Source organism: Pseudomonas sp. GW821-FHT02B10 (assembly GCF_059421865.1).
The window spans coordinates 106,614-132,538 of sequence record NZ_JBWKVU010000003.1 but is presented as its reverse complement, the minus strand read 5'-3'; the positions used below and the strand labels follow the sequence as shown (position 1 = coordinate 132,538).

Below are 25,925 nucleotides of genomic sequence, written 5' to 3'. Positions count from 1 at the left end.
ATCGCAGCCTGCGGCGGCGGCTACAGGCGATGCTTTTTTAGCCGTAGCGTTTCTTCGCTTCGATCGCCAGGCCGCTGCCGATGCTGCCGAAGATGTTGCCTTCGACGTGGCGCGCGTTGGGCAGCATGTCCGCGACGCTCTGGCGCAGGGCCGGGATGCCGCTGGAACCGCCGGTGAAGAACACCGTATCGACCTGGCCGACGCCGACATTGGCATCGCCCAGCAGTTGCGTGACGCTGCCGCGGATGCGCTCCAGCAGGCTGTCGATCGACGACTCGAACAGCGCCCGGCTCAGGTCCACGCTCAGGCCGGCCTCGATACGGTCCAGGGGTACCACGCGGTTGTCGGCGTGGGTCAGCTGGATCTTGGTCTCTTCCACCTCCATGGCCAGCCAGTGCCCGGCGCGCTGTTCGATCAGCTTGAACAGGCGGTCGATGCCGCCGGTGTCTTCGATGTCGTAGCGCATGCTGCCCAGGGCCAACTGGGACTTCTGCGAGTACACCGAGTTGATGGTGTGCCAGGTCGCCAGGTTCATGTGGGTGCTGGTGGGCATGTAGGCGCCGCTCTTCATCCGGCTGCCGTAGCCGAACAGCGGCATCAGGCCCTGCAAGCTCAACTGCTTGTCGAAGTCGGTCCCGCCGATGTGCACGCCGCCGGTGGCGAGGATGTCCTCGTGGCGGTTGTCCAGGCCACGGCGCTCGGGCGACAGGCGCACCAGGGAGAAGTCGGAGGTACCACCGCCGATGTCGACGATCAGCACCAGCTCTTCGCGCTCGATGGTCGACTCGTAGTCGAAGGCCGCGGCAATCGGCTCGTACTGGAACGAGACTTCCTTGAAGCCCAGCTTGCGCGCCACTTCCACCAGGGTGTCCTGGGCCTCCTGGTCGGCGGCGGCGTCGTCATCGACGAAAAACACCGGGCGACCCAGCACCACTTCCTCGAACTCCCGGCCGGCGGCGGCTTCGGCGCGGCTCTTGAGCTGGCCGATGAACAGGCCCAGCAGGTCCTTGAACGGCATCGCCGTGCCCAGCACGCTGGTGTCGTGCTTGATCAGCTTGGAACCCAGCAGGCTCTTCAGCGAGCGCATCAGCCGGCCTTCGTAGCCTTCCAGGTATTCATGCAGCGCCAGGCGGCCATACACCGGACGGCGTTCTTCGATGTTGAAGAAGACCACCGACGGCAGGGTGATCTTGTCGTCTTCCAGCGCAATCAGCGTTTCCATGCCGGGGCGCAGCCAGCCGACCGTGGAGTTGGACGTGCCGAAGTCGATACCGCAGGCACGGGCCGCAGATGCGTTTTTCATGTCTTTCGAGTTCCGGTTGGAAAAAACGGCCGCGCAGTGTATGCCAGTCGTTCGCAGAATCGAAGGCCGACTATCCGCTAAATCGAAACCCGCAAGCCTTGAAAGACTATTCTTCACCCCAAACTTGCAGGCATGGGCCGGGCAGCCATCGGGCGGTCGCAAGAACCGCCGCCAGCTGCCGATAAACTTCTGCTGCGCCGCGTGAGTCACAGTATTGAGATCGATCAGCCTTGACGCTGTTCAAGAGTGCATGCTGTACATCCCGCCGCGCCACATTGATAACGGATGGTGATCCTTAGATGGACTTCAAAGACTATTACAAGATTCTCGGGGTGGAGCCGACGGCGGACGACAAGGCGATCAAGGCCGCCTATCGCAAGCTGGCGCGCAAATATCACCCGGATGTCAGCAAGGAAAAAGACGCCGAAGCCAAGTTCAAGGACGCGTCGGAAGCCTACGAAGCGCTGAAAAGCGCGGACAAGCGGGCCGAATACGACGACCTGCGGCGTTATGGCCAGCACGGCCAGCCGTTCCAGGGCCCACCGGGCTGGAAGGGCCGCGCGGATGCCGGCGGTTTCGGCGATGGCGGGGATTTTTCGGACTTCTTCAGTTCGATCTTCGGCAACCGCGGGCCGGGTTTCGGCGGTGGACAATCGCGCAGCGCCGGGCGCAGGGGGCAAGACGTGGAAATGGAATTACCGATCTTCCTGGAAGAGACCCTGTCGGCCGAGTCGAAGAAGGTCAGCTTCAAGGTGCCGCAGTACAACGCTGCCGGCCAGCATGTCAGCAACACCAGCAAGAGCCTGAATGTGAAGATCCCGGCCGGCGTCACCGACGGCGAGCGTATCCGCCTCAAGGGCCAGGGCGCGCCGGGTGTCGGTGGCGGGGCCAATGGCGACCTGTACCTGACCATTCGTTTCGCGCCCCATCCGAAGTTCGATATCGAGGGCGAGAACCTGATCATCACCTTGCCGCTGGCCCCTTGGGAGCTGGCGCTGGGGACCGAGGTCGCGGTGCCGACCCTGACCGGCAAGATCAACCTCAAGGTGCCGGCCGGCAGCCAGAACGGCCAACGCATGCGCGCCAAGGGCCATGGCCTGCTGAACAAGGCCGGGCATCGCGGTTATCTGTTCGTGCAGCTCAAGGCCGTGATGCCCAAGGCCTCCGGCGACGACATCAAGGCGCTGTGGCAGGAGCTGGCGAAAAAGGCCGCCTTCAATCCGCGGGAGCATTTCTGATCTGCAACCCATTCTGATCTGAAACAAGGAGTCGCTAACCATGAGCACCCTGATCGTTCAGCTGGATATGGAAGAGTTCTGCGAGGTGGCCGATCTGCCGGCCGCCTATGTGATGGAAATCGTCGAGCACGGGATCCTCGATCCCCATGGCTCGGCGCCACGGGATTGGCGTTTCACCGATTACGAACTGGCGGTCGCCAAGCGCGCCGCCAAGTTGCGGCGTGATCTGGAACTGGAGTGGGAAGGCGTCGCCCTGGCGCTGGAACTGCTCGACGAAGTCCGCGAATTGCGCACGGAAAACCAGATGCTCAAGCAGCGCCTGGGGCGTCTGCTCAGCGAGTGACGAGCGTCTGTAGGCGCTGCCGAGCCCGCGAGGCTGCGTTCGAGGACGGAGTCCTCGCAAAACCTGTATTAGCGGTTTACCTGAAGGAAGGCAGTGCCCGGTTTACGACCGCTCCGCGGTCGAGCGCAGCCTCGCAGGCTCGGCAGCGGCTACAGGGATGTCGGCAGTTTGCTCTCTACGACTATTCGGCGTGGGACACCCGCGGCAGGGTCACGGTGAAGGTGGTGCCATCGGCCTCGCTGGAGCTGACTTCGATGCTGCCCTGGTGGGCGGTGACCACTTCCTTGACGATGAACAGGCCCAGGCCGAGGCTGGTGGAGGAGCTGCCGAGTTCTTCGTTGGCGCTGCGCACCAGCGGATCGAAGAGGGTACTCAAGGCTTCCTTGGGGATCGGCGGACCGTAGTTGTGGATGGTCAGCAGCACCTGCTCGGCGGCGCCGGTGAGGGTGACGGTCACGGTGTGGTTATTGCTGCCATGCTGCAGGGCGTTGCCGATCAGGTTCTGCAGCATCTGCTCGATGCGCCCGCGATCCCAGATGCCATGGCTGTCGCCATGGAAGTTCAGCGCCGGCGTGCAGTCCGGCCAGCCGGCGCAGGCTTCGTCCATGGCCGCCTTGGCGGCACTGGCCATGTCCATGGGTGCCGGCTCGATGGGCAGGCTGCTGCCCAGGCGGCTGCGCACGAACTCCAGCAGATCGCCGACCATCGTCGCCATGTGCCGGGAGCTGCTCTTGATCCGCGACACGTAGGCCAGCGCATCGGCGTCCAGCGCGACTTTGCGCGCCAGCATCTCGGTAGACATGCTCACCGCCTGCAAGGGGGTTCGCAGGTCGTGGCCGAGAATCGCCAGGAAGATATCCCGCGAACGGTTGACCTGTTCGGCATAGGCCGTGGTGGACTCGGCCAATGCTTCGTCTATGGCTTCGTTGAAACGGATCATGTCCTGGAAATAGGCCAGTTCCGGCGACTCCAGGCTGGCGACCCAGAGGCGGATCACGCAGGCGCGCAGGTGGCGGAATTCCGAGGTCATCTGCACCAGGTCGAAGCCCACGTTGTGCCGCAATTCGCCATGGCTGGCGGCGGCTTCGTCGAGGCTCGGGGTCTTTTCCGGGCCTTCGCCCCGCGCCTTGGCGGCCTGTTCGCTGGCGGTCTGGGCAGTGCGCATGTCGCGAGCGGCGGCCAGCAGGATGGACTTGGCGTGGTCGCGCAATTGCAGGCGGGTCAGGGAGTCGGTATCGGGGGCAATGGATCGGGCGAACCGCTCCCACTCATCAACGATGCGATCAACCTGTTGCACGATGAAATCGGGTAGACGCATGGCCGGGAACCTTGTCAGGCAGCAAGAGTGAGGACGGCGTGTCGAATTCTAGCCGCGATTGAGCCGTTCAACACGGTAAGACGTCCGGCTTTGCTGACCGTTGGGCGGCCCGGATGGGCGCCCGTTGGACCCAGGTTTCTAGAACAGCCAGCTTTCTAGAACAGGAAGTAGCGCTGCGCCATCGGCAACACGTCCGCCGGTTCGCACCAGAGCAGCACGCCGTCGGCCTTGACCTGATAGGTCTGCGGGTCGACCTCGATATCCGGCAGGTAGTCGTTGTGGATCAGGTCGCTCTTTTGCACGTCGCGGCAGCCCTTGACCACCGCGATCTGTTTTTTCAGCCCCAATTGTTGCGGCACCCCGGCCGCCAGCGCGGCCTGGCTGATAAAGGTCAGGCTGGTGGCGTGCCGGCTGCCGCCGTAGCTTGCGAACATCGGCCGGTAATGCACCGGCTGCGGGGTCGGGATCGAGGCGTTGGCATCGCCCATCAGGCTGGCGGCGATGGCCCCGCCCTTGAGGATCAATGTCGGCTTGACCCCGAAGAACGCCGGGCGCCAGAGCACCAGGTCGGCCCATTTGCCGATTTCGATGGAGCCCACTTCGTGGCTGATGCCGTGGGTGATCGCCGGATTGATCGTGTATTTGGCGATGTAGCGCTTGACCCGGAAGTTGCTGTTGCCGGCACCGTCGCCCGGCAGCGGGCCGCGCTGGCGGTGCATCTTGTCGGCGGTCTGCCAGGTGCGGGTGATGACCTCGCCGACCCGGCCCATGGCCTGGCTGTCGGAGCTGATCATCGAGAAGGCGCCCAGGTCGTGGAGGATGTCTTCGGCGGCGATGGTCTCGCGGCGGATGCGGCTTTCGGCGAAGGCCACGTCCTCGGCGATGCTCGGGTCGAGGTGGTGGCAGACCATCAACATGTCCAGGTGTTCGTCGATGGTGTTGCGGGTGAACGGCCGGGTCGGGTTGGTCGAGCTCGGCAGCACGTTGGGCAAACCGCAGGCCTTGATGATGTCCGGGGCATGGCCGCCGCCGGCGCCTTCGGTGTGATAGGTGTGGATGGTGCGGCCCTTGAACGCGCCGAGGGTGGTTTCGACGAAGCCCGATTCGTTGAGGGTGTCGGTGTGGATCGCCACCTGCACGTCGTACTGGTCGGCGACGCTCAGGCAGTTGTCGATGCTGGCCGGGGTGGTGCCCCAGTCCTCGTGGAGCTTGAGGCCGATGGCCCCGGCCTTGACCTGTTCGATCAAGGGTTCCGGCAGGCTGGCGTTGCCCTTGCCGGTGAAGCCGATGTTCATCGGGAACGCGTCCGCCGCCTGGAGCATGCGCGCCATGTGCCACGGCCCCGAGGTGCAGGTGGTGGCGTTGGTGCCGGTGGCTGGCCCGGTGCCGCCGCCGATCATGGTGGTGACGCCGCTCATCAGCGCCTCTTCGATCTGCTGCGGGCAGATGAAGTGGATATGGGTGTCGATGCCGCCGGCGGTGAGGATCATGCCCTCGCCGGCGATCACTTCGGTGCTGGCGCCGACAGCGATGGTCACGTCGGGCTGGATGTCCGGGTTGCCGGCCTTGCCGATGGCGGCGATGCGCCCGTCCTTGAGGCCGACGTCGGCCTTGACGATGCCCCAGTGATCGATGATCAGCGCGTTGGTGATCAGGGTGTCGACCACCTCGGCCGCCAGCAGTTGGCCCTGGCCCATGCCGTCACGGATCACCTTGCCGCCGCCGAACTTCACTTCTTCGCCGTAGGTGGTGAAGTCCTTCTCGACTTCGATCCACAACTCGGTGTCGGCCAGGCGCACCTTGTCACCGACGGTGGGGCCGAACATGTCGGCGTAGGCTTGGCGGGAAATCTTCATTGCACCTTCCTAAGAATTGAGTCGGGCACCTGTAGCCGCTGCCGAAGGCTGCGCTAAGGGCCGAAGGACCTTCGTTCGCTTTGAAATGCAGGGGCCGCTGCGCAGCCATCGCAGCCTGCGGCAGCGGCTACCGGGATTGCATCAGTCCAGGTCACCCATGATCCGTCCGGCAAACCCGAACACCCGGCGATGCCCGGCCAGGTCCACCAGTTCCACCTCGCGGGTCTGCCCCGGCTCGAAGCGCACGGCGGTGCCGGCCGGGATGTTCAGGCGCATGCCACGACTGGCGGCGCGGTCGAAGGTCAGGGCGTCGTTGGTTTCGAAAAAGTGATAGTGCGAGCCCACCTGGATCGGCCGGTCGCCGCTGTTGGCGACGCTCAGGCTGAGGGTGCGGCGGCCGGCGTTGAGTTCGATGTCGCCGGGCTGGATCTGGTATTGGCCTGGAATCATACGGGTTGCCCCAGAGTCTTGAAGTAAATGGCGGTCGGGCTGTAGGTGCCGTCCGGGCTTTGGCAGTAGTTCGGCAGTTCGCCGACGCGGGTGTAGCCCTGGGCGCTGTAGAAGGCTTCGGCGTCCGAGCCGGCTTCGGTGTCCAGGTACAGCAGGCCGCGCTTGTGCTGGCGCGCCGCCTGTTCCACGGCGTGCATCAACTGCTGGCCCAGGCCACGGCGGCGGGCGTCGTGGCGCACCTGGAGCTTTTGTACCTCGGCGCGATTGAGGCCGTTGGGCTTCTGGCACAGCGCCAGTTGCACGCTGGCCAGGACCCGCTCGTCCTGCACCACCACCCACAGCAGCAGGCTGCCGTCGGTCACGCTGGCCTGGACGCTGTTGACGTAGGCGCGGGCCTGTTCCTCGTCGAGGTCGGCCATGAAACCGACCGAGGCGCCGTGGCCCACGGCGTCGAACAACAGATCAATCAACCCCTGGCGATAGTGGGCAAAGCTCTCCGCATGGACTCGACGCAGTTGGGCGGCGTTCATCGGGTATCACTCCTTGTGGACGGTGGGCGGTGGCGCCCCCGGATCGAGGGTCAGTTGCATGAACGTCAGGTCCAGCCAGCGCCCGAACTTGGTGCCCACTTGCGGCATCTGTCCGGTGGTGACGAAGCCCAGGCGTTCGTGCAGGCGGATCGAGGCGGCATTGCCGCTTTCGATGGCCGCGACCATCACGTGCTTGTCGCAGCTTTTGGCGCGTTCGATCAGCGCTTGCATCAGGCGCGGGCCGAGGCCGTTGCCGCGCTGGTCGTTGCGCACATAGACCGAGTGCTCGACGGTATGGCGGAAGCCGTCGAAGGGCCGCCAGTCGCCGAACGAGGCATAACCGAGCACGCTTTCGTCGGCGTCGACCGCCACCAGGATCGGATAACCCTGGGCCTGGCGGGCGCTGAACCAGGCCTGGCGATTGCCCAGGTCCACGGCCTGTTCGTTCCAGATCGCCGTGGTGTTGAGCACGGCGTCGTTATAGATATCGCGGATCGCCGGCAGGTCGGCATGCACCGCATCGCGGATGGAATACGTCATGGGCGGCCTCAGGCGATCGGTTGGTGGACGGTGACCAGCTTGGTGCCGTCGGGGAAAGTCGCTTCCACCTGGATTTCCGGAATCATCTCGGGGATGCCTTCCATTACTTGTTCGCGGGTCAGCAGGGTGGTGCCGTAGTGCATCAGCTCGGCCACGGTCTGGCCGTCGCGGGCGCCTTCGAGCAGCGCCGCGGAGATGTAGGCCATGGCTTCCGGGTAATTGAGCTTCACGCCACGGGCCAGGCGCCGTTCGGCCACCAGGCCGGCGGTGAAGATCAGCAGTTTGTCTTTTTCGCGTGGGGTCAGGTCCATCGTTCAAAATCCGTTGTTGAGCAGTTGAAAGAGGGCATGGCGCGATGCATCCGTAGCCGCTGCCGCAGGCTGCGATCGGCTCCGCAGGAGACGCACCCTGGTTGACGCGATCTGCCTGATACGCCGCGGCGTCTGGTTTGGCGCCCGCTACGCGGACGATCGCAGCCTGCGGCAGCGGCTACAGGAAAGTCGTGTCGCTGTGTCATGTGTTCCAGATCCTCGGCGGCAGCGCCTCGCGCCCCAGCAGGGCCGGGCGCAACAGGCGCCACAGGTCGATCAGCCAGGCGCGGGCCAGCAGCGCTTCGCTGGCCAGGCAGCGGGCCACCAGCAGGCCGGGCAGTTGCGTCAGGTCGCCGCGCACGGCATGAGGCAGCGAACGGCAACGCTCCAGCAGCTGGCTGTCGATTTCGCCGGTGGCCAGCAGGGTGGCGAAGACCGGCTGGCCGTCCAGGCCGATCGGTGAGTCGAGCAAACCGTCGCCGCCGCCGATGCGCTGGCGTTCGTGCCACAGCAACTGGCCGTCGCGGCGGATGTCCAGGTGCGACTGGAAATGCCCGAGGTCGAAGCGCTCGTCGCTGGCCGGGCGGCCCAGCGCCACCACATCCCAATAGAACAGCCGGGCGTCGCCGTGCAGCTCGATACGGGTGCTCAGTTCGGCCTGGGCGGCGCTGAACACGATGGTTTCCTGGGGCAGCCATTCCAGGGTGGCGCCGGCGGCGACGTTCAATTCCAGGGTCTGATAGGCGGGCCCGTTGGCGCGATACCACTTGGCGGCGCCGGGGCTGGTCAGTTGCGCCCAGGCATCGCGGTCGACGCTGGCGCGGATCTGCAGGCGGTCGCCGCCGGCAATCCCGCCGGGCGGATGCACGATGATGTGCTGGCAGACTTCGGGGCCCTCGGCGTACAGGTGCTTCTGCACCCGCAGCGGGCCCTTGTGCCGGCGCTGCACCGGGCGTGTGCTGTCGCCAAAGCGGGCGTAGCCGAGTTCCAGCTCGGCATGCCAGCTGGGGGTGAACAGGGCGGTGTGGGCTGGCAGGTTCATGGTTTGTGCTTAGTGTCTGGACGTTACAGGCTAGATCGTAACTTAGATGGTAACCAGGCCGCGTACACCCTCGGCTTGCATATTTTCGCCGCGGCCCTGCTGGACGATTTCGCCCCGGGACATCACCAGGTACTGGTCGGCCAGTTCGGCGGCGAAGTCGTAGAACTGCTCCACTAACAGGATCGCCATATCGCCGCGGGCCGCGAGTTTCTTGATCACCGCGCCGATTTCCTTGATCACCGACGGCTGGATGCCCTCGGTGGGCTCGTCGAGGATCAACAGCCGTGGCCGGCTGGCCAGGGCCCGGCCGATGGCCAGCTGCTGTTGCTGGCCGCCGGACAGGTCGCCGCCGCGCCGCTGTTTCATTTGCAGCAGCACCGGGAACAGCTCGTAGATGAAGGCCGGCACTTCCTTGGCTTCTTTCGCGCCAAAACGGGAAAGCCCCATCAACAGGTTTTCTTCCACGGTCAGGCGGCCGAAGATCTCCCGGCCCTGGGGCACGTAGGCGATGCCGGCATGCACCCGTTGATGGGGCTTGTAGGCGGTGATGGCCTGGCCTTCCCAGTTCACCGTGCCTTCCTTGGCCGGCAGCAGGCCCATCAGGCATTTGAGCAGGGTGGTCTTGCCCACCCCGTTGCGCCCGAGCAGGCAGGTGACTTCACCGACCTTCGCCTCGAAGCTCAGGCCGCGCAGGATGTGGCTACCGCCGTAGTACTGGTGCAGCTTGTCGACTTGCAGCATGTCTGGTTCCTTGTGGCTTGCGCCGATCGCTGTAGCCGCTGCCGAAGGCTGCGATCGGCCTCGAAGAGGACGTGCTCTTGGGGCCTCGGAAGGCCCTGCGGGTCGAGCGCGACCCCGGCCTATCGCAGCCTGCGGCAGCGGCTACAGGATCATGTGGCGTTCGAGGGATCAGCGGCCGAGGTAGACCTCGATCACCCGTTCGTTTTCCTGCACCTGTTCCAGCGACCCTTCGGCCAGCACGCTGCCCTGGTGCAGCACGGTGACGTGGTCGGCGATCGAGCCGACGAAGCCCATGTCGTGCTCCACCACCATCAGCGAATGCTTGCCCGCCAGGCGCTTGAACAGCTCGGCGGTGAACTCGGTCTCGGCATCGGTCATGCCCGCCACCGGCTCGTCGAGCAGCAGCAACTGCGGGTCCTGCATCAGCAGCATGCCGATTTCCAGGAACTGCTTCTGGCCGTGGGACAGCAGGCCGGCCTGGCGTTCCACCGAGGCGGTCAGGCGAATGGTTTCCAGCACTTTGTCGATGCGGTCTTTCTGCTCGCCGGAGAGTTTCGCCCGCAGGCTGGCCCACACCGACTTGTCGGTGTTCTGCGCCAGCTCCAGGTTTTCGAACACGCTCAGGGCTTCGAACACCGTGGGTTTTTGGAACTTGCGGCCGATGCCGGCCTGGGCGATCTGCACCTCGCTCATCTGCGTCAGGTCCAGGGTTTCGCCGAACCAGGCCTTGCCGTGGGTGGGCCGGGTCTTGCCGGTGATCACGTCCATCAGGGTGGTCTTGCCCGCGCCGTTGGGGCCGATGATGCAACGCAGCTCGCCGACGCCGATGTACAGGTTCAGGTCGTTGAGCGCCTTGAAACCATCGAAGCTGACGCTGATGTCTTCCAGGGTCAGGATGGTGCCGTGGCGGGTGTTCAGGCCCTTGCCGGCGGCCTGGCCGAGGCCGATGGCGTCGCGGCTGGCGCCTGCATCCTTGTTGGCATCGAGGATAGGTTCGAGCATGAATTCGGCCGTCGGTGTGATTCTCATGATTCGCCCCTTTTCTTCAGCAAGCCGATGATGCCTTTGGGCAAATACAGGGTGACGATGATGAAGAGCGCCCCAAGGAAGAACAGCCAGTATTCCGGGAAGGCCACGGTGAACCAGCTCTTCATGCCGTTGACCACGCCGGCGCCGAGCAGCGGCCCGATCAGCGTGCCGCGACCGCCCAGGGCGACCCACACGGCGGCCTCGATGGAGTTGGTCGGCGACATTTCGCTGGGGTTGATGATGCCCACTTGCGGTACATACAAGGCCCCCGCCAGGCCGCACAGCACCGCGCTCAGCACCCAGACGAACAGCTTGAAGCCGCGTGGGTCGTAGCCGCAGAACATCAGGCGGTTTTCCGCGTCCCGCAGCGCGGTCAGCACCCGGCCGAACTTGCTCCGGGCCAGGCGCCAGCCGATATACAGGCTGGCCACCAGCAACAGCACGGTGGCCAGGAACAGCACCGCGCGGGTCCCAGGCTCGGTGATGCCGAAGCCGAGGATGGTGCGGAAGTTGGTGAAGCCGTTGTTGCCGCCAAACCCGGTCTCGTTGCGAAAGAACAGGAGCATGCCGGCGAAGGTCAGGGCCTGGGTCATGATCGAGAAATACACGCCCTTGATCCGCGAGCGAAAAGCGAAGAAACCGAACACCAGCGCCAGCAAGCCCGGCGCCAGCACCACCAGGCACAGGGCCCAGAGGAAGCTGCCGGTGCCGCTCCAGTACCACGGCAGCTCGGTCCACGAGAGGAAGGTCATGAACGCCGGCAGGCTGTCCCCCGCGGCCTGGCGCATCAGGTACATGCCCATGGCGTAGCCGCCGAGGGCGAAGAACAGGCCATGACCCAGGGACAGCAACCCGGTATAACCCCAGACCAGGTCCAGGGCCAGGGCGACGATGGCGTAGCAGAGGATCTTGCCCACCAGGGTCAGGGTGTAGGCCGAGACGTGCAGCGGGTTGTCCGGCGCCAGCAGCGAGAGCAGCGGCAGGGCCAGCAGCACCGCCAGGATCAGCGCGCCGACGGCGACGGAAACCTTGGGCCCGGCCTTCTGGCTGGCGGTAATGAGCAATGGTTGATTCATCAGTCGATCACCCGTCCTTTCAATGCGAAGAGGCCTTGCGGACGTTTCTGGATAAACAGAATGATCAGCGCGAGGATCAGGATCTTGCCGAGCACGGCGCCGATCTGGGGTTCGAGAATCTTGTTGGCTACCCCCAGGCCGAACGCGGCGAACACGCTACCGGCCAGTTGGCCGACGCCGCCGAGCACCACCACCAGGAACGAGTCGATGATGTAGCTCTGGCCCAGGTCCGGGCCGACGTTGCCGATCTGGCTCAGGGCCACGCCACCGAGGCCGGCGATGCCGGAACCGAGGCCGAAGGCAAGCATGTCGACCCGTCCTGTCGGCACGCCGCAGCAGGCGGCCATGTTGCGGTTCTGGGTGACCGCGCGCACGTTCAAGCCCAGGCGGGTCTTGTTCAGCAGCAGCCAAGTGAGTACGACGACAAACAGCGCGAAGGCGATGATCACGATGCGGTTGTAGGGCAGCACCAGGTTGGGTAGCACCTGGATCCCGCCGGACAGCCAGGCCGGGTTCGACACCTCGACGTTCTGCGCGCCGAACACCAGGCGCACCAGCTGGATCAGCATCAGACTGATGCCCCAGGTGGCGAGCAGGGTTTCCAGCGGCCGGCCGTAGAGATGGCGGATCACCGTGCGTTCCAGGGCCATGCCGATGCCGGCGGTGACGAAGAACGCCACCGGCAGGGCAATCAGCGGATAGAACTCGATGGCCTGCGGGGCGTAGCGCTGGAACAGCAACTGCACCATGTAGGTGGAGTAGGCGCCGAGCATCAGCATCTCGCCGTGGGCCATGTTGATCACCCCGAGCAGGCCGAAGGTGATCGCCAGGCCCAGGGCCGCCAGCAGCAGGATCGAGCCCAGGGACATGCCGCTGAAGGCCTGGCCGAGCACCTCGCCCACCAGCAGTTTGCGCTTGACCTGGGCCAGGCTGGTTTCGGCGGCGGTGCGCACCCCGGCATCGGCTTCCACGCCGGGTTCGAGCAGGCCTTCGAGGCGGGTGCGGGCCAGCGGGTCGCCGGTTTCACCCAGCAGGCGCACCGCGGCCAGGCGCACGGCCGGGTCGCCGTCCACCAGTTGCAGGTTGGCCAGGGCCAGGCTCAGGGCGTCATGTACGCCCTGGTCCTGTTCGGCGGCCAGGCTGGCATCGAGGAATTTCAGCTGCGCCGGCTTGGCGCTTTTCTGCAACTGCTGCGCGGCGGCCAGGCGGATCTTTGCGTCGGCGGCGAGCAGTTGATGGCTGGCCATGGCGGTGTCGATCAGACCCCGCAGGCGATTGTTCAGGCGCAAGGTCTTGGCTTGCCCATCGACGGTCAGCTGGCCTTGTTGCAAGGCGCCGAGCAGTTCGAGGCGCGCCGGGTCGGGCTGCGCGGCCCAGCTTTCCAGCAGCCTGGCCTGTTGCGTGGCGTTGGCCGCGACGAAGTCTTCGGCGTCGCCGGCCCTGGCGGCCAATGGCAGCAACAGCAGGCAGGCGAGGATGAAACGGTAGAGGGCAGTGGGCATATCAATGGCCTTGCGCGGAGCGTGGGTCTGTAGCCGCTGCCGCAGGCTGCGATCGGCCTCGCAGAGGACGTGCTCTCGAGGGCCTCAAGGTCCTGCGGACCTTATCGCAGCCTGCGGCAGCGGCTACAGAGGTTGTGCCGGACGCGGGAGTGGCGGCCGGCATCCATCCGTTGCTTAGTTGCTCTTCACCGCGTAGTCCGGCTTCTTGTCGTTGCCCGGGATGAACGGGCTCCACGGTTGGGCGCGGATCGGGCCTTCGGTCTGCCAGACCACGTTGAACTGACCGTCCGGCTGGATCTCGCCGATCATCACCGGCTTGTGCAGGTGGTGGTTGGTCTTGTCCATGGTCAGGGTGTAGCCCGACGGCGCGGCGAAGGTCTGGCCGGCCAGGGCTTCGCGGACCTTGTCGACGTCGGTGGACTTGGCTTTCTCCACCGCCTGGGCCCACATGTGGATGCCGACGTAGGTGGCCTCCATCGGGTCGTTGGTCACGGCTTTATCCGCGCCCGGCAGCTTCTTGGCCTTGGCGTAGGCTTTCCAGTCGGCGACGAACTTCTGGTTCACCGGGTTCTCCACGGACTCGAAGTAGTTCCAGGCCGCGAGGTTGCCCACCAGCGGCTTGGTGTCGATGCCGCGCAGTTCTTCCTCGCCCACGGAGAAGGCCACCACCGGTACGTCGGTGGCTTTCAGCCCCTGGTTGGCCAGCTCTTTGTAGAACGGCACGTTGGAGTCGCCGTTGACCGTGGAGATGACCGCGGTCTTGCCGCCGGCGGAGAACTTCTTGATGTTGGCGACGATGGTCTGGTAGTCGCTGTGGCCGAACGGGGTGTAGACCTCTTCGATGTCCTTGTCGGCCACGCCCTTGGAATGCAGGAACGAGCGCAGGATCTTGTTGGTGGTGCGCGGGTAGACATAGTCGGTGCCGAGCAGGAAGAAGCGCTTGGCGCTGCCGCCGTCTTCGCTCATCAGGTATTCCACCGCCGGGATTGCCTGCTGGTTAGGCGCCGCGCCGGTGTAGAACACGTTCGGCGACATCTCTTCGCCTTCGTATTGCACCGGGTAGAACAGCAGGCCGTTGAGTTCCTCGAACACCGGCAGCACCGACTTGCGCGACACCGAGGTCCAGCAGCCGAACACCACGGCGACCTTGTCCTGGGTCAGCAGCTGGCGGCCCTTCTCGGCGAACAGCGGCCAGTTCGACGCCGGGTCGACCACCACCGCCTCGAGCTGCTTGCCGTTGACGCCGCCCTTGGCGTTGATCTCGTCAATGGTCATCAGCGCCATGTCCTTGAGCGAGGTTTCGGAGATCGCCATGGTCCCCGACAGCGAATGCAGGATGCCGACCTTGATGGTCTCGGCGGCCTGGACGGTCCAGGTCATGCCCATCGCGGCAATGCTTGCCGTGAGTGTGAAAGCCTTGATCAAGCTGCGACGCTTCATTGTGCGATCTCCATGAACTTATGAGTTTTCTTGGTTGGCAGATGCGGACTACTGAAGGGCTGTTTTGCAAGGGGTGTGCCTAGTCGGCACAGGGCATGAAAACGTCGCTTTCATGGCGTGGAGGGGAGGGCTGGCGCACCAATGCGGGGCCGCCAGGCGTCTTTGGTGCGCACGAATGCGCTTCGTTGGTGCTGGTGGCGACCGCCCTTGTAGCCGCTGCCGCAGGCTGCGATCGCGACCGAAGGGCGCGCACGGCTTCAAGATCGCCGAAGGCCTTCGGCCTTATCGCAGCCTGCGGCAGCGGCTACAGGGCATCGTTGGCCAAACCGTGCCGTAGGGGCGAGGCTTGCCCGCGCAGGCGGTCACAAGGACGCCAAAAGCTTCGCGGGCAAGCCTCGCTCCTACGGGGTTGGGTTTTTAGCGGCGGCGCATCAGGCCGATGAAAAACAGCCCGCCAATGGCCGCCGTGGCCACGCCTATGGGCAGGTCTTCGGGGGCGATCAGGGTGCGGGCGGCGACATCGACCCAGACCAGGAACACGCTGCCCAGCAGCACGCACACCGGCAACAGCCGCCGATGCTCGGCGCCCACCAGACGCCGGGCAATGTGCGGCACCATCAGCCCGACGAAGCCGATGGAGCCGCTGATGGACACCAGCACCCCGGTCATCAAGGACGCGATCAGGAACACCCGCAGCCGCACGTTGCGGGCATTCAAACCGAGGGTCACCGCGGTCTGCTCGCCGGCCATCAGCGCGTTCAACGGCCGTGCCATGCCCAGCAGCAGGACCAGCCCGAGCAGCACGCTGGCCGCCGGCACCGCGAGCAGCTCCCAGCGCGCCAGGCCCAGCCCGCCGAGCATCCAGAACATCACCGCCGAGCTGGCGCGGTGGTCGCCCATGAACAGCAGCAGGTTGGCCACCGCCATCATCACGAAGGACACCGCCACCCCGCACAGCAGCAGGCGGTCGCTGTCGAGCCGGCCGTGGCGCGCGGCGATGCCGAGCACCAGCAGCATGCTCGCCAACGCGCCGATAAAGGCGGCGATGGGCAGGGTCAGCAGGCCGACGATTTCACCCACATGCAGCACCACGATCACCGCGCCCAGGGTGGCGCCGGAGGTCACGCCGAGCAGGTGCGGGTCGGCCAGCGGATTGCGCGTCACTGCTTGCAGCACCGCGCCGATCAAGGCCAGCCCGGCGCCGACCAGGGCCCCGAGCAACATGCGCGGCACGCGGATCAGCCAGACGATATGTTCCTGCCCGGCGCTCCAGTCCGCCTCGCCCAGGCCGAGGGTCTTGTGCAGCAGGATGCGCCAGACCACATCCACCGGCACCCGCGCCGAGCCGAAGCCCAGGGACAGCACGCAGGACGCCAGCAGTAACGCGCCGAGGGCAGTCAGCAACAAGGCATAACGACGATCGATCATGCGCCGTGGAAACCCTTGGCCAGGGTTTGCACCGCTTCGACGTTATCGATGCCCGGCGTGGCCTGCACGTAAGGGATCACGATGAAGCGCTGGTTACGGATCGCATCCACCGATTGCAGCGCCTTGTTGTCCAGCAGGAACTGCCGTTTCTGCTCGGCGGTGACTTCGCTGTAGTCGACGATCACGATCACCTGCGGGTTGCGCTCGACCACGGTTTCCCAGTTGACCCGGGTCCAGCTGGCCTCGACGTCGTCGAGGATGTTGCGCCCACCGGCGGCGTCGATCAGCGCCTGGGGCATGCCCAGTCGGCCGGAGGTCATGGCGCGGTCTTCGCCGCTGTCGTAGAGGAACACCCGCGGTTTTTCCGTGGGCAGGTCCTGCTGGATCGCGGCGACCTGTTGCTGCATCTCGGCGATCAACTGGTTGGCGCGGTCCTGCACGTCGAAGATCCGCCCGAGGTTGCGCAGGTCGTTGTAGGTGTCGTCGAGGCTGGCGGCCGGACGCTTCATCACGAAGGCGCAGGACTCGGTCAGCTCCAGCACATTGATGCCCAGCGGCGTCAGGGTCTGTGGGGTCAGGTCGCCGCCGACGCGCATGCCGTAGTCCCAGCCGGCGAAGAAGAAATCGACATTGGCGTCGAGCAGGGTTTCCACCGACGGGTACTTGGCCGCCAGCTCCGGCAGGCCGTCGAGGATGGCCTGCATCTCGGGCGTCACCGCCTTCCAGCCGCTGATGCCGCTGTAGCCGACCATGCGCGACTTGAGGCCCAGGGCGAGCATCATCTGGGTCATGTTGATGTCGTGGCTCAGGGCGTGCTTGGGTGCTTCCTTGAAGGTCACCTCGCGGTTGCAACTGTGGACGGTCAGCGGGTAACGGGTGGCTTCGGCGCAGGCCTGGCCGGCGAGCAGCGACAGGGCCAGGCCGGCAGGGATCAGGCAGTTGAGTGAGACGCGCGGGGTCATGGTTGGGTTATCCAGGTGATTCGTGGGTAGCCGGACAGCGGGTGTCGGTCGACCAGGGCGTCGACGCCGAACACCTCGCGCAGCAGCGTGACCGTCAGCACTTGCTCGGGCGTGCCGCTGGCGACGATGCGTCCGTGATCGATCACGTACAGGCGATCGCAGAAGGCGGCGGCCAGGTTCAGGTCATGGATGCTGGCGAGGGTGCCGATGCCCAGGCGCTTGACCCGTTGCAGCAGCTCCAGCTGGTAGCGCGGGTCGAGGTGGTTGGTCGGCTCGTCGAGGATCAGCAGTTGCGGTTGCTGGGCCAGGGCGCGGGCGAGGATCACCCGCTGCTTTTCCCCGCCGGACAAGGTGGCGAAGGCATGCGCCTCGAAACCCAGCAGGCCCACCGACTCCAGCGCCTGGCGGGCGATGGCGCGGTCTGCGGTGCTGTCGCCGTCGAACAGGCCCTTGTGCGGGGTGCGGCCCATGGCGACCACTTCTGCGACGGTCAGGCCGAAGGCCTCGGGGAACTCCTGCAACACCACGGCGATGCGTTGCGCGCACCAGCGCGGTGTCTGCTTCCAGACGTTGTAGTGATCGAGCCGGACTTCGCCCTGGTCCGGCCGGCTGAAGCGATAGCTGCAGCGCAGCAGGCTGGTCTTGCCGCTGCCGTTGGGCCCGATCAGCCCGACGAACTCCCCCGGCGCCACGCGCAGGCTGGCCTCACGCAGCTGGAACTGGTGATGACAGTGGCCCTGGCCCAGGGGTGTCCAGGCCAGGTTGGTGAGGTTCAGCGAGGTCATGCAGGGTCCATATGATTCCCTGTAGCCGCTGCCGAAGGCTGCGATAAGGCCGAAGGCCTTCGGCGATCTTGAGGCCTTGCGCGCCCTTCGGTCGCGATCGCAGCCTTCGGCCGCGGCTACAGGTATTGGTTAAAAGGCGTAATCGGCGGTCACGAAAAACGACCGTGGTTCGCCGAGGATCCATTGCTGGCCCTCATTGTATTGGCTTTGCGCGTATTGCCGGTCGAACAGATTGTTCAGCTGCAAACCGAAGGTGGTATCGCGCAGGGCTTTCCACGACAGCACCGCGTCGACCACGGTGTAGCTGGGCAGCTCGTTGCGGTTGGCCAGGTCGGCGTAGCGGGCATCGACATAACGCACCCCGGCACCGGCCCGCAGGTTATCGGTCACCGCCTTGTTCAGCCACAGGTTGGCGGTGCGCCGTGGCACGTCCACCGGGCGATTGCCGCTGCGCGAGACGAACTGGTTGCCGACCTGTTCTTCGAAGTCGTCGTACTCGGCCTTGACGATGGCGGCATTGGCTTGCAGTTGCCAGGCGTGGGGCAGTTGCAGCTCGAGGCTGGCTTCCAGGCCGCGGGACGATTGCTGGCCGACCTGCTGCTTGAGCGTCGGGTTGCCCGGGTCGTCGGTCAGCAGCTTCTTCTTGACGATGTGATAGGCCGCCAGGGTCCACTCGCCGCGCTGGTCCCAGAACATCTGCTTGAGGCCGATCTCGCTCTGCCGGGCGCGGGCCAGGTCGTATTGCTGCTGGCTCGGGCTCAGGGAAATCAGGCCGCCGACGCCGTCGGTGCTGGTGGCGTACTGGCCGTAGAACGAGGTGTCCGGCGTCAGGGCGAACACCAGCCCGGCCTTCCAGTTGTTGCCGGTCAGGGTCTTGTCGCTCTGGCTGCCGTCCACCAGGTTGTCGCGATCCACCTGCACGTAGTCGCGGCGCACGCCGGTCACCAGCGACCAGCGCTCGCTCAGTTGGGTACGGTTTTCGGCGAAGGCCGACATCTGTTTGGTGGTGCTCTGGAACTGTGGGCGATAGGCCGAGGCGCTGTCGAAGCGGCCCTTGTCCGGGTGCTGCAGATCCAGCGGCTGGCCATCCGGCAGCGCATCCTTGAACGGCGAGTTGCTGTTGAGCTGGAAGCGGATGCGGTTGTAATCGACTCCGGCCAGGGTCTGGCTGTCGAGGCCGAACAGGCCGTGCTTGAAGGTGAAGGTCTGGCGATCACCGACCTGCTCCTGCTGGTGCTTGATGGCGAAATTGCCGCTGCGCAGAAGCTGCTGGCCGGCGGTGTCCCAGCGGTAGTTTTCGGCGTTCTGCCAGCGCCGTTGGGCCTTGAGGTAATACAGCTCGTTGCTGGCGCTGACGGCGTCGGAGAGCTGCCACTCGCTGGTCAGGCGCGTCCACTGATCGTTGTAGTGCTGCTTGTCGTTGCCGATGTTGTAGTTCTTGTCCCGCAGGCCCTCATGGAAGCGGCCATTGACCAGCGGGGTGCCGAAATCATTCATCGGCTGCTGGTCGCCGTAGTCGTGGGCGAGGGTGAACGCCAGGTCGTCCGTGGCCTGCCAGCGCAGTGCCGCGCTGATGAAGTCGCTGGCGCTGTCACCGCGATCGATCCAGCCGTTGCTGCGCAGGCGGTTGAGGTTCAGGCGATAGCTCAGGGTGTCGCTCAGCGAGCCGCCGCTGTCGAGGGCCTGCTGCTGGCTGTCATAGGAACCGTAGCCGAGGCGCAGGTGGTTTTCGATTTCGCCGGTGAAGGGCTTTTTCGGGATCACGTTGACCACCGCGCCGGTGGCGCCTTCGCCATACAGCACCGAGGCCGGGCCACGCAGCACATCCACCCGTTCCACCGACCAGGTGTCCACCGGGAAGGTCACGGTGCCCATGCCGCTGTACAGGCGATTGCCGTCATACAGCTGCATCACCGAACCCTGGCCGGTAAAGCCGCGCGCCGACAGCGAAGTGCCGCCGTCGCCGGGCGTGCCGGTGCGGCTGATCCCGGTGCCGCGCGACACAGCGTCCTGCACGCTGCGGTCGCCACGCTGACGAATGCGCTCGCCGCTCAGGCTCTCGGTGCTGGCCGGGGTTTGCAGGGCGCTCAGGTCCAGGCGCGAACCGGCGGTGGTCGGGGTTTGCAGGCTGATGTCCTGCGTATCGATGGCGGGCGCGCTGATGGTGCCGGTGGGCAGCATCAGGGGTGCGTCGTCGGCCTGGGCGGGGTGATTCAGGACCAGCAGGCAGAGGCTGGACGCCAGGAGCTTATTTGTCGGGCGGTTCATCGGGGCGGCTGAGTCGCTTCTTCGAGAGGGTTACCCGCAGCATGGGCGGCTGCGGGTAGGGGATCTTACACTTTAATGTTACAAGGTAACATTATGCGTGTCGTAAATTGAACCGACAGCAGTCTACAGATCCCTCTAAACCGCGCATCTCGCCTGGTTCATGATGAAGATGAGGCCGATTCAGTCGAGCGGTTCCAGCGCGACAACAGCACGCGATCCAGCAACCACACGGCCACCAGCGAGGCCCCGACCAGGGGAAAGGCCACGGCCAGCGCGAGCATGATCGCCATCGCGGTTTTCCATTTCGGCAGGTCATGGCGCAGCGGCGGTACACCGAGGCGCCCCTGGGGGCGACGCTTCCACCAGATCACCAGGCCGCTGACGGCGCTCAGCAGAATCATCAGGCAGATCAGCAGCACCACGATCTGGTTGAACGGGCCGAACATCTTGCCTTCGTGCAGCATCACCCCGACTTCGGTGGCGCGGGCCACATTGCTGTACTGCTGCCAGCGCACATCGGCCAGGACCTTGCCGGTGTATTGGTCGACATGCAGGGTGGCGTCGTTGCGCGGGTCGTCGGCGAACACGGCGATGGTGAACACGCCGCTGGCGCTGGTCGGCAGGGTGATGCTGTAGCCGGCTTCGACCTGGCGCTGGGTGGCGATGTCCTGCACCTGCTGCAGGCTGACCGTGGGCGCCGCCGGGCCTTCGTGCGCGGCGCCGTGGGCCATGTGTTCGGCATGGTCGCCGGACATCGGCAGCGGTGTGTTCTCCATGGCCCAGGGCACGATCTGACGGCTGGCGGTGTTGAGCTCGCCGGCCTGCTGGTCGGACTTGGGCACATCGTTCCACATCGCCGCCGGGAAGCGATTCCACAGCTCGGCGTATTGCTTGCCCCAGAAGCCGGTCCAGGTCATGCCGCTGAGCAGCATCACCAGCAGGAACGCCGCGCCCCAGAAGCCGACCACGGCGTGCAGGTCGCGCCACAGCACACGGCCGCGGCTGCTGAACCGCGGCCACAACACCCCGGCCGAAGACTTGCCGCGCGGCCACCACAGGTACAGCCCGGACACCACCAGGACGATGCCCCAGCCCGCAGCCAGCTCTACCAGCCGGTCGCCGAGGGTGCCGATCATCAGCTCGCCATGGATGGCCCGGGCGATGGCTTGCAGATTGTTCTTGGCGTCCTGCTCGCCAAGGATATTGCCGTGGTAAGGGTCGACGAACACATTGAGTTCGCCACCTTCCTTCTGCACCACGAACTGCGCGCTGCGCCCGGCTTCGAGCGGCGGCAGGTACTGTTTGACATGGCCCTGGGGATACGCGGCCCGGACCCGCTGGAGTTGTTCATCGGCGCTGAGAATATGGTGCCCCGCCGGCACCTGCAGCAGGTGGCCGTACATCAGCGGGTCGAGCTGGGGTTTGAACAGGTAGATGATCCCGGTCAGGGACAGCATCACCATGAAAGGGGCCACGAACAGCCCGGCGTAGAAATGCCAGCGCCAGGCCAGGTTATAGAAAGACACTTTCGGTTGGCTCATCAGGGAATGCTCCGCATGGGCAATTACTCTCTGTAGCCGCTGCCGATAGGCGGCGATCGGCCGGAACGGCCGCAACGTACTCAATAGCGCTGAAGGCCTTCGGCCTTATCGCAGCCCTTCGGCAGCGGCTCCATTTGTTGTTGTGTTTAGAAGCTCAGATCCACCTTGGTCCAGAGCGTGCGCCCCGGCTCGTTGATGGCTTGCGGGTCATTGGCCGGGTAGCCGAACCCGGCGTTGCCGGCCAGGTTCAGGTGTTCGGCGTAGGCCTTGCCGAACAGGTTGTCGACGCCGGTGCTGACCTTCAGGTTCTTGTTGATCCGATAGGCGCCGTTGAGCGAGAACACGCCGAAGCCGCCGCTCTTGCCGAAGTCCTTGCCGACCACGTTGCCCTTGTTTTCGTCGATGCGGTTCTGCGCCGCCACCACTCGCCACAGGGCGCCTGCGCTCCAGTTGTCCGCGCTGTAGGTCAGGCCGAAACGCGCGTCCAGCGGCGGCATCTGCGGTAGCGGCGAGCCGTCGCTGCTGTTCTTGCCCCAGGCGTAGGCGAGGGTGGCGTCGGCCTTCCAGTTGTCGGTCAGCTTGTAGGCCGCGCCGAGTTCGCCACCCATGATGCGGGCGTCGATGTTCTCGGCTTGCGAGGTCATGCCCATCATCCCGGGGCGGTAGTTGAACAGGATGTAGTCGCGTACCTGGCCGATGTAACCCGAGGCCCAGGCTTCCAGTTCCGCGGTCTTGTATTGCAGGCCGAAGTCGAGCTGGGTGGTCTTTTCCGGCTTGATCGAATCGAAGGCGTTGACCGATCCGGCCGGGCCCATTTTCGGCGAGAACAGCTCCCAGTAATCCGGGAAGCGTTGCGCGTGGCCGATGCCGGCGTAGACCGTGGTCGGGCTGTCGGCCAGGTCATGCTCGTAGCGGATGAAACCGCTGGGCAGGGTGTCGGCGCGGGTATCGCCGGCGGTCGGGTTGGGCCGGGCCATCATTCCGGAACCGATGCTCTGGCGGTAGTCCTTGGCCGAGGCGCGGTCCACTCGGGCGCCGCTGATCAGCCGGTCGCGGTCGGCGGCGTACCAGGTCAGCTCGCCGAACGCGCCGTAGTTATGGAAGTCGGCGTCCTTGGTGCGCGGCTGGTCCTTATAGGTGTCGATACCCATGCCTTTGCGCTGACGGTGCTCGTTGGTCTGCGCATCGATACCGCTGATCAACTGCACATCGGCCCAGCGCCAGGTGGCCTTGATCCGCGCGCCGAGGGTGCGGCGGTCGACGTTGCTGGCCATGGGGCCGGCCATCATCCCGGTGCCGGACGGCGTGCGCAGGCTGTAGTTGTCCATCACATGGTCGGCGTAGTTGTAGTAGACCTGCGCCTCGACCTTATCCAGCACCTCGCCGATATTGGAACGCTCGAAACGCAGGCCCAGGCTTTCCCGCTTGAACTGCGAACCGTCCATGCCGCGCCCGGCGTAACGCGCTTCGCCGTCGCCCTTGCCGGCGGTGAGCTCCAGCAGGGTGTCGGCGTCCGGGGTCCAGCCCAGGGCCACGTCACCATTCCACTTGTCGTAGCGCGACGGCACGGTGTCGTTGTTGCCGTCCTTGTAGTCGTCGGAATGGGCCTGGTTGCCGATCACCCGCACGTAACCCAGCGGTCCGCCGGCGGCGGAATCCACTACCTTGTCGAAGCGGCCGTTGGAGCCGGCCAGGACGCTGGCGTTGACCCGGGTACCCAGCTCGCCGAAGTTTTCCGGCTCGCGGTCGAAGAGGATGGTCCCGGCCGAAGCGCCCGGCCCCCAGAGCACGGTTTGCGGACCCTTGATCACCGTCAGCTTGTCGTAGGTTTCCGGCGAGATATAGGAGGTCGGCGCGTCCATGCGGCCAGGGCAGGCGCCGAGCATCATGCCGCCGTTGGTGAGGATGTTCAGGCGCGAGCCGAACATGCCGCGCAGCACCGGGTCGCCGTTGGTGCCGCCGTTGCGCACCAGGGCGAAGCCGGGAATGGTCTTCAGGTAGTCGCCGCCATCGCTGGCCGGGACCGGCTGGCGCGGATCCTTGGGGTTAGTGACCACGGTCAGCGGTGAGCTGGGGGCGATGGCGGTGATCACCGTCGGGCTCAGTTCTTCGCCGTGCTGGCTGTGATCCACCGGCTGTTCGGCCGCCAGGGCCAGCGGCGTGAGCAGGGCGCCGCAGAGCAGGGCGATGGCGTGGCTGAAACGTACGCGAGGTTCGTTCAGGGCAAAGGTCGCGGGGGCCTGGGCGGAGCACAGGCGAGTGTCAGCAGAAAACCTGGACATAAAGGTTCCATCAATCATTTCGTAAACAACACGGCCAGCAGCCTGCGGCTGTCTTTTCTACAGTCGGCCGGGTGAAGTGCGGTTGAGGGGTTTACGCAATGACAGGTGGCGCGCGGGTCCGGGCGCCGGGGAACACCGTCTGCCGGGCATGGCCCAGGCGCGGCGAGGGGGTGAGGAAGTGGCTGGACGGCGAACTGTCGAGCGCCGTGAACGACAAGCTGCCAGGCAGCGCCGGGCAGTTGAACAGCAGGCTGCAATAACCGCATTTTTCCCAGAGCGCATGGTGTTCGCCCTGGACCTTGCCGTGCTCCGCGCCGTGAGGGTTTTCACCGTGGCAGCCGGGCTCGCCCATGTTCATGTCCATCGACATGGACATGGACAGGTTCATCGGCATGGCCTGATCCATCGGCATCGACTGGGAAATCAGCGGACCGATAAAGATCATCAGCATGGCGAACAGGCTGATCCAGCTGCCACGCCGTACTTTCAGGGGCGTGCGCACGGATCGCCGGGTGCCAGGCGAGCGCAAGGCGTTCAGGGTAATGACTGCCGGGGCTTATTGGGCGTGCATGTGTTCCTGGCTGCCCGCGGGCGCCTGCTTCTGCACCGCCACCTCGACCGTGACGTCGCCGGATTTCTCGAAGTGCAGGGTCAGCGGGAAGCGCTTGCCGTCGCTGAGCAGGTTGCGGTCTTTGAGCTCCAGCAGCATCACGTGATAGGCCATGGGCGCGAAGGTGACGGTCGCGCCCGGGGCGATCGCCACGTTGGGCACCTGCTGCATTTTCATCAGGTCGCCCTGCTGCACGTGTTCATGCAGCTCGGCCTTGCCCGAGATCGGCGAGTCGACGCCGAGCAGGCGGTCGGCATTCTTGCCGGTGTTATGAATGACAAAATAGGCCGCCACCGTAGGTGCGTTGGGCGGCAGCTCCTGTGACCAGGGGTGGGCAATCTGCAACTCGCCAGCCTGGTATTCATGGGCGGTGGCAAAACCAGCGGGCAACAGCAGGGCGGCCAGCAGCAAGGCTTGCAGGGCCTGTACGGATTTCAACATGGCAGTTCTCCAGAACGATTCGACACGCAGATCAATTGCGAGGTGGAATCAGACCAGAGGTGAAGCGCGGGGATTGAGGCTCGGCCATTGCTGGCGTGGCGTGGGCATGACCAGCGCGGGTGGCGCGACGCTGCGGTTGGACTCGAAACGGGCGAAATACAACTGCGGCGCATGGCCTGGCAGGGCGACCAGGGGCGCCGAGCCGGAACAGCACCAGCAGTGCTGCATGGTGGAGTGATCGTCGTTCTGCGGGGCTTGCTGTTCCAGCTTGCCCAGGGAGATCGCCACCAGTTTGGTGCCGCTGGAGGAACAGAAGCTGCCCCACAACAGTTGCTCGGCAGGTGCTCGATCGGTCTGCTGCATGGCTCCCGAAAGCGGCATGGCAAGCATGTTGAACAGCACTGCGAAGCAGGCGATCCAGGCAAATGCGAGCCGTTGTCGGGACATGGTGACGATCCGTCAGGTTGAGCGAACAGGGGGGGTATTTAGCCTGATCGCTGTGGATAAGTAAAAAGGCGCCGTGCGGTGTGGTGTCGCAGAGCCACCTGGATTGGCCGTTCCTCAGTGAGCCGGTACCGCGCGGACCTCGATGGCCACGCCGAGCTTGGCGCGGATGGCGGCGAAGATCGCGGCCAGGTTGTCCATGCTCGGGTTGCCGCTGGCGGACAGCATGCGATGCAGGCTCTTGCTGGGCTTGGCGGTCTCGCGGGCCAGGGCTTCGAAGCCGACGGTGGCGTTGACCAGGTCGCGCAGAATGATCCGCGACATCTCCGGTTCGCCGTTGAGAAACAGCGTAGCAGCCTCGTCCAGCAGCGCCTGGGAAAACGCCGGATCGCGCTCGGCGCGTTCGGCAATGCTGTGCTTGAAGCTTCGAGTCAGTGCCATGGGT

General features: G+C 65.2%; 25 protein-coding genes. 2 read left to right on the top strand and 23 right to left on the bottom strand.

Going from position 1 to position 25,925, the window contains the following annotated elements:
* Positions 1-37 precede the first annotated feature (37 nt).
* Positions 38-1,303, bottom strand: coding sequence for an Hsp70 family protein (locus tag AC07VU_RS08050; protein ID WP_009041945.1), 1,266 nt, complete (start codon positions 1,301-1,303; stop codon positions 38-40).
* A gap of 299 nt (positions 1,304-1,602) precedes the next feature.
* Here AC07VU_RS08050 and AC07VU_RS08045 point away from each other — a divergent pair, with 299 nt between their 5' ends.
* Positions 1,603-2,541 carry a DnaJ C-terminal domain-containing protein gene (locus tag AC07VU_RS08045; RefSeq protein ID WP_495029706.1) on the top strand — a complete coding sequence of 313 codons (939 nt, stop codon included), beginning with the start codon at positions 1,603-1,605 and terminating at the stop codon, positions 2,539-2,541.
* A 40-nt stretch (positions 2,542-2,581) separates the two neighbouring features.
* Positions 2,582-2,884: a chaperone modulator CbpM gene (locus AC07VU_RS08040; RefSeq protein WP_007923674.1), complete on the top strand. Its 303-nt coding sequence runs from the start codon at positions 2,582-2,584 to the stop codon at positions 2,882-2,884.
* Positions 2,885-3,065: 181 nt separating this feature from the next.
* Here AC07VU_RS08040 and AC07VU_RS08035 read toward each other — a convergent pair whose 3' ends face one another.
* From AC07VU_RS08035 to AC07VU_RS07930, 22 genes are all read right to left on the bottom strand, one after another.
* Complete coding sequence (locus AC07VU_RS08035; RefSeq protein ID WP_274305379.1) at positions 3,066-4,202, bottom strand: sensor histidine kinase; 1,137 nt, start codon at positions 4,200-4,202, stop codon at positions 3,066-3,068.
* Positions 4,203-4,357: 155 nt separating this feature from the next.
* Positions 4,358-6,058, bottom strand: coding sequence for an urease subunit alpha (gene ureC, locus AC07VU_RS08030; protein ID WP_053259457.1), 1,701 nt, complete (start codon positions 6,056-6,058; stop codon positions 4,358-4,360).
* A 141-nt stretch (positions 6,059-6,199) separates the two neighbouring features.
* Positions 6,200-6,508, bottom strand: a complete 309-nt coding sequence (locus tag AC07VU_RS08025; RefSeq protein WP_023970264.1) for an urease subunit beta — start codon at positions 6,506-6,508, stop codon at positions 6,200-6,202.
* On the bottom strand, positions 6,505-7,038 hold the full coding sequence (locus AC07VU_RS08020; RefSeq protein WP_087089953.1) for a GNAT family N-acetyltransferase: 534 nt from the start codon (positions 7,036-7,038) through the stop codon (positions 6,505-6,507). Before AC07VU_RS08020 ends, AC07VU_RS08025 begins: the two co-directional genes overlap by 4 nt.
* Before the next feature lie 6 nt (positions 7,039-7,044).
* Complete coding sequence (locus AC07VU_RS08015) at positions 7,045-7,578, bottom strand: GNAT family N-acetyltransferase (protein ID WP_495029705.1); 534 nt, start codon at positions 7,576-7,578, stop codon at positions 7,045-7,047.
* Positions 7,579-7,586: 8 nt separating this feature from the next.
* Positions 7,587-7,889, bottom strand: a complete 303-nt coding sequence (gene ureA, locus AC07VU_RS08010; protein WP_007927275.1) for an urease subunit gamma — start codon at positions 7,887-7,889, stop codon at positions 7,587-7,589.
* 202 nt (positions 7,890-8,091) lie between these two features.
* Positions 8,092-8,931 carry an urease accessory protein UreD gene (locus AC07VU_RS08005; protein WP_277590323.1) on the bottom strand — a complete coding sequence of 280 codons (840 nt, stop codon included), beginning with the start codon at positions 8,929-8,931 and terminating at the stop codon, positions 8,092-8,094.
* Between the two features lie 42 nt (positions 8,932-8,973).
* Complete coding sequence (gene urtE, locus AC07VU_RS08000) at positions 8,974-9,672, bottom strand: urea ABC transporter ATP-binding subunit UrtE (RefSeq protein WP_007932913.1); 699 nt, start codon at positions 9,670-9,672, stop codon at positions 8,974-8,976.
* A gap of 168 nt (positions 9,673-9,840) precedes the next feature.
* The gene (urtD, locus tag AC07VU_RS07995) at positions 9,841-10,701 is read right to left on the bottom strand and encodes an urea ABC transporter ATP-binding protein UrtD (protein ID WP_495029704.1); all 861 of its coding nucleotides are present in this window, start codon (positions 10,699-10,701) and stop codon (positions 9,841-9,843) included.
* Entirely contained in the window at positions 10,698-11,777 is a 1,080-nt protein-coding gene (gene urtC, locus AC07VU_RS07990) for an urea ABC transporter permease subunit UrtC (RefSeq protein ID WP_495029703.1), read from the bottom strand. Before urtC ends, urtD begins: the two co-directional genes overlap by 4 nt.
* On the bottom strand, positions 11,777-13,279 hold the full coding sequence (urtB, locus tag AC07VU_RS07985) for an urea ABC transporter permease subunit UrtB (RefSeq protein ID WP_274305383.1): 1,503 nt from the start codon (positions 13,277-13,279) through the stop codon (positions 11,777-11,779). Before urtB ends, urtC begins: the two co-directional genes overlap by 1 nt.
* 174 nt (positions 13,280-13,453) lie before the next feature.
* Positions 13,454-14,719 carry an urea ABC transporter substrate-binding protein gene (urtA, locus tag AC07VU_RS07980; protein ID WP_007930955.1) on the bottom strand — a complete coding sequence of 422 codons (1,266 nt, stop codon included), beginning with the start codon at positions 14,717-14,719 and terminating at the stop codon, positions 13,454-13,456.
* A gap of 417 nt (positions 14,720-15,136) precedes the next feature.
* Positions 15,137-16,147 (bottom strand): FecCD family ABC transporter permease, encoded by a 1,011-nt coding sequence (locus AC07VU_RS07975; RefSeq protein ID WP_053259464.1) that lies wholly within the window; start codon positions 16,145-16,147, stop codon positions 15,137-15,139.
* Positions 16,144-17,109, bottom strand: a complete 966-nt coding sequence (locus tag AC07VU_RS07970) for an ABC transporter substrate-binding protein (RefSeq protein ID WP_495029702.1) — start codon at positions 17,107-17,109, stop codon at positions 16,144-16,146. Before AC07VU_RS07970 ends, AC07VU_RS07975 begins: the two co-directional genes overlap by 4 nt.
* Positions 17,106-17,894, bottom strand: a complete 789-nt coding sequence (locus AC07VU_RS07965) for an ABC transporter ATP-binding protein (protein ID WP_009041960.1) — start codon at positions 17,892-17,894, stop codon at positions 17,106-17,108. Before AC07VU_RS07965 ends, AC07VU_RS07970 begins: the two co-directional genes overlap by 4 nt.
* A gap of 129 nt (positions 17,895-18,023) precedes the next feature.
* Positions 18,024-20,162 (bottom strand): TonB-dependent receptor, encoded by a 2,139-nt coding sequence (locus tag AC07VU_RS07960; protein WP_495029701.1) that lies wholly within the window; start codon positions 20,160-20,162, stop codon positions 18,024-18,026.
* 158 nt (positions 20,163-20,320) lie between these two features.
* Entirely contained in the window at positions 20,321-21,703 is a 1,383-nt protein-coding gene (locus tag AC07VU_RS07955; protein WP_495029700.1) for a PepSY-associated TM helix domain-containing protein, read from the bottom strand.
* Between the two features lie 146 nt (positions 21,704-21,849).
* Positions 21,850-23,985: a TonB-dependent copper receptor gene (locus AC07VU_RS07950; RefSeq protein ID WP_495029699.1), complete on the bottom strand. Its 2,136-nt coding sequence runs from the start codon at positions 23,983-23,985 to the stop codon at positions 21,850-21,852.
* A 91-nt stretch (positions 23,986-24,076) separates the two neighbouring features.
* Positions 24,077-24,487 (bottom strand): DUF2946 domain-containing protein, encoded by a 411-nt coding sequence (locus AC07VU_RS07945; RefSeq protein ID WP_457275537.1) that lies wholly within the window; start codon positions 24,485-24,487, stop codon positions 24,077-24,079.
* Positions 24,488-24,541: 54 nt separating this feature from the next.
* Positions 24,542-25,036, bottom strand: a complete 495-nt coding sequence (locus AC07VU_RS07940; protein WP_495029698.1) for a copper chaperone PCu(A)C — start codon at positions 25,034-25,036, stop codon at positions 24,542-24,544.
* 48 nt (positions 25,037-25,084) lie between these two features.
* Complete coding sequence (locus AC07VU_RS07935; RefSeq protein WP_007932873.1) at positions 25,085-25,483, bottom strand: DUF2946 domain-containing protein; 399 nt, start codon at positions 25,481-25,483, stop codon at positions 25,085-25,087.
* 114 nt (positions 25,484-25,597) lie between these two features.
* Positions 25,598-25,921 (bottom strand): helix-turn-helix domain-containing transcriptional regulator, encoded by a 324-nt coding sequence (locus AC07VU_RS07930; protein WP_007932872.1) that lies wholly within the window; start codon positions 25,919-25,921, stop codon positions 25,598-25,600.
* Between the last annotated feature and the right edge of the window lie 4 nt (positions 25,922-25,925).

Excerpts from the sequence above, each read along its gene's own strand:
- AC07VU_RS08050 (WP_009041945.1), bottom strand. The coding sequence starts at position 1,303 with ATGAAAAACGCATCTGCGGCCCGTGCCTGCGGTATCGACTTCGGCACG.
- AC07VU_RS08045 (WP_495029706.1), top strand. The coding sequence starts at position 1,603 with ATGGACTTCAAAGACTATTACAAGATTCTCGGGGTGGAGCCGACGGCG.
- AC07VU_RS08040 (WP_007923674.1), top strand. The coding sequence starts at position 2,582 with ATGAGCACCCTGATCGTTCAGCTGGATATGGAAGAGTTCTGCGAGGTG.
- AC07VU_RS08035 (WP_274305379.1), bottom strand. The coding sequence starts at position 4,202 with ATGCGTCTACCCGATTTCATCGTGCAACAGGTTGATCGCATCGTTGAT.
- ureC (WP_053259457.1), bottom strand. The coding sequence starts at position 6,058 with ATGAAGATTTCCCGCCAAGCCTACGCCGACATGTTCGGCCCCACCGTC.
- AC07VU_RS08025 (WP_023970264.1), bottom strand. The coding sequence starts at position 6,508 with ATGATTCCAGGCCAATACCAGATCCAGCCCGGCGACATCGAACTCAAC.
- AC07VU_RS08020 (WP_087089953.1), bottom strand. The coding sequence starts at position 7,038 with ATGAACGCCGCCCAACTGCGTCGAGTCCATGCGGAGAGCTTTGCCCAC.
- AC07VU_RS08015 (WP_495029705.1), bottom strand. The coding sequence starts at position 7,578 with ATGACGTATTCCATCCGCGATGCGGTGCATGCCGACCTGCCGGCGATC.
- ureA (WP_007927275.1), bottom strand. The coding sequence starts at position 7,889 with ATGGACCTGACCCCACGCGAAAAAGACAAACTGCTGATCTTCACCGCC.
- AC07VU_RS08005 (WP_277590323.1), bottom strand. The coding sequence starts at position 8,931 with ATGAACCTGCCAGCCCACACCGCCCTGTTCACCCCCAGCTGGCATGCC.
- urtE (WP_007932913.1), bottom strand. The coding sequence starts at position 9,672 with ATGCTGCAAGTCGACAAGCTGCACCAGTACTACGGCGGTAGCCACATC.
- urtD (WP_495029704.1), bottom strand. The coding sequence starts at position 10,701 with ATGAGAATCACACCGACGGCCGAATTCATGCTCGAACCTATCCTCGAT.
- urtC (WP_495029703.1), bottom strand. The coding sequence starts at position 11,777 with ATGAATCAACCATTGCTCATTACCGCCAGCCAGAAGGCCGGGCCCAAG.
- urtB (WP_274305383.1), bottom strand. The coding sequence starts at position 13,279 with ATGCCCACTGCCCTCTACCGTTTCATCCTCGCCTGCCTGCTGTTGCTG.
- urtA (WP_007930955.1), bottom strand. The coding sequence starts at position 14,719 with ATGAAGCGTCGCAGCTTGATCAAGGCTTTCACACTCACGGCAAGCATT.
- AC07VU_RS07975 (WP_053259464.1), bottom strand. The coding sequence starts at position 16,147 with ATGATCGATCGTCGTTATGCCTTGTTGCTGACTGCCCTCGGCGCGTTA.
- AC07VU_RS07970 (WP_495029702.1), bottom strand. The coding sequence starts at position 17,109 with ATGACCCCGCGCGTCTCACTCAACTGCCTGATCCCTGCCGGCCTGGCC.
- AC07VU_RS07965 (WP_009041960.1), bottom strand. The coding sequence starts at position 17,894 with ATGACCTCGCTGAACCTCACCAACCTGGCCTGGACACCCCTGGGCCAG.
- AC07VU_RS07960 (WP_495029701.1), bottom strand. The coding sequence starts at position 20,162 with ATGAACCGCCCGACAAATAAGCTCCTGGCGTCCAGCCTCTGCCTGCTG.
- AC07VU_RS07955 (WP_495029700.1), bottom strand. The coding sequence starts at position 21,703 with ATGAGCCAACCGAAAGTGTCTTTCTATAACCTGGCCTGGCGCTGGCAT.
- AC07VU_RS07950 (WP_495029699.1), bottom strand. The coding sequence starts at position 23,985 with ATGTCCAGGTTTTCTGCTGACACTCGCCTGTGCTCCGCCCAGGCCCCC.
- AC07VU_RS07940 (WP_495029698.1), bottom strand. The coding sequence starts at position 25,036 with ATGTTGAAATCCGTACAGGCCCTGCAAGCCTTGCTGCTGGCCGCCCTG.
- AC07VU_RS07935 (WP_007932873.1), bottom strand. The coding sequence starts at position 25,483 with ATGTCCCGACAACGGCTCGCATTTGCCTGGATCGCCTGCTTCGCAGTG.
- AC07VU_RS07930 (WP_007932872.1), bottom strand. The coding sequence starts at position 25,921 with ATGGCACTGACTCGAAGCTTCAAGCACAGCATTGCCGAACGCGCCGAG.